The organism is Streptomyces catenulae (assembly GCF_000718015.1).
GTDB lineage: Bacteria > Actinomycetota > Actinomycetes > Streptomycetales > Streptomycetaceae > Streptomyces > Streptomyces catenulae.
Genome location: NZ_JODY01000079.1, coordinates 1 through 636, shown reverse-complemented (window position 1 = coordinate 636; position 636 = coordinate 1). Strand labels below are relative to the sequence as shown.

Here is a 636-nt window from a genome sequence, read left to right as displayed (position 1 = left end):
TCGGGTCAGGGTGCGCAGTGGTTGGGGATGGGGCGTGAGTTGTATGGGGTGTATCCGGTTTTTGCGGGTGCGTTCGATGAGGTGTGTGGGGTGGTGGACGGTTTTCTTTCTCGGCCTTTGAGGGAGGTGGTTTTCGGGGTTGAGGGTTCGGGTGCGAGTCGGTTGTTGGGTGGTACGGGTTTTGCGCAGCCTGCGTTGTTTGCGTTTGAGGTGGCGTTGTTTCGTTTGGTGGAGTCGTGGGGTGTGGTGCCGGATGTTGTGGTGGGGCATTCGGTGGGGGAGTTGGCTGCGGCTCATGTTGCGGGCGTGATGGGTTTGGAGGATGCGGGGAGGTTGGTGGCGGCGCGTGCGGGGTTGATGCAGGCGTTGCCTTCGGGGGGTGTGATGGTGGCGGTGGAGGCTTCGGAGGGGGAGGTGTCCGAGGTGCTTGCTGTGTGTGGTGGTGAGGTGGGTATTGCGGCGGTGAATGGTCCGGGTGCGGTGGTGGTGTCGGGTGTGGAGGCTGGTGTGGAGGCGGTGGTGGGGGAGTTTGTCGGCCGTGGGCGTCGGGTGCGGCGTTTATCGGTTTCGCATGCGTTTCATTCCCCGTTGATGGAGGGGATGTTGGAGGATTTTCGGGCGGTGGCGAAGGGGATT

The 636-nt window shown here is 62.7% G+C and carries 1 protein-coding gene; it reads left to right on the top strand.

The window, feature by feature from the left end:
• Positions 1-636 (top strand): acyltransferase domain-containing protein (locus tag IF23_RS31815; protein WP_037680433.1); only part of this gene is annotated, 636 nt, incomplete at both ends.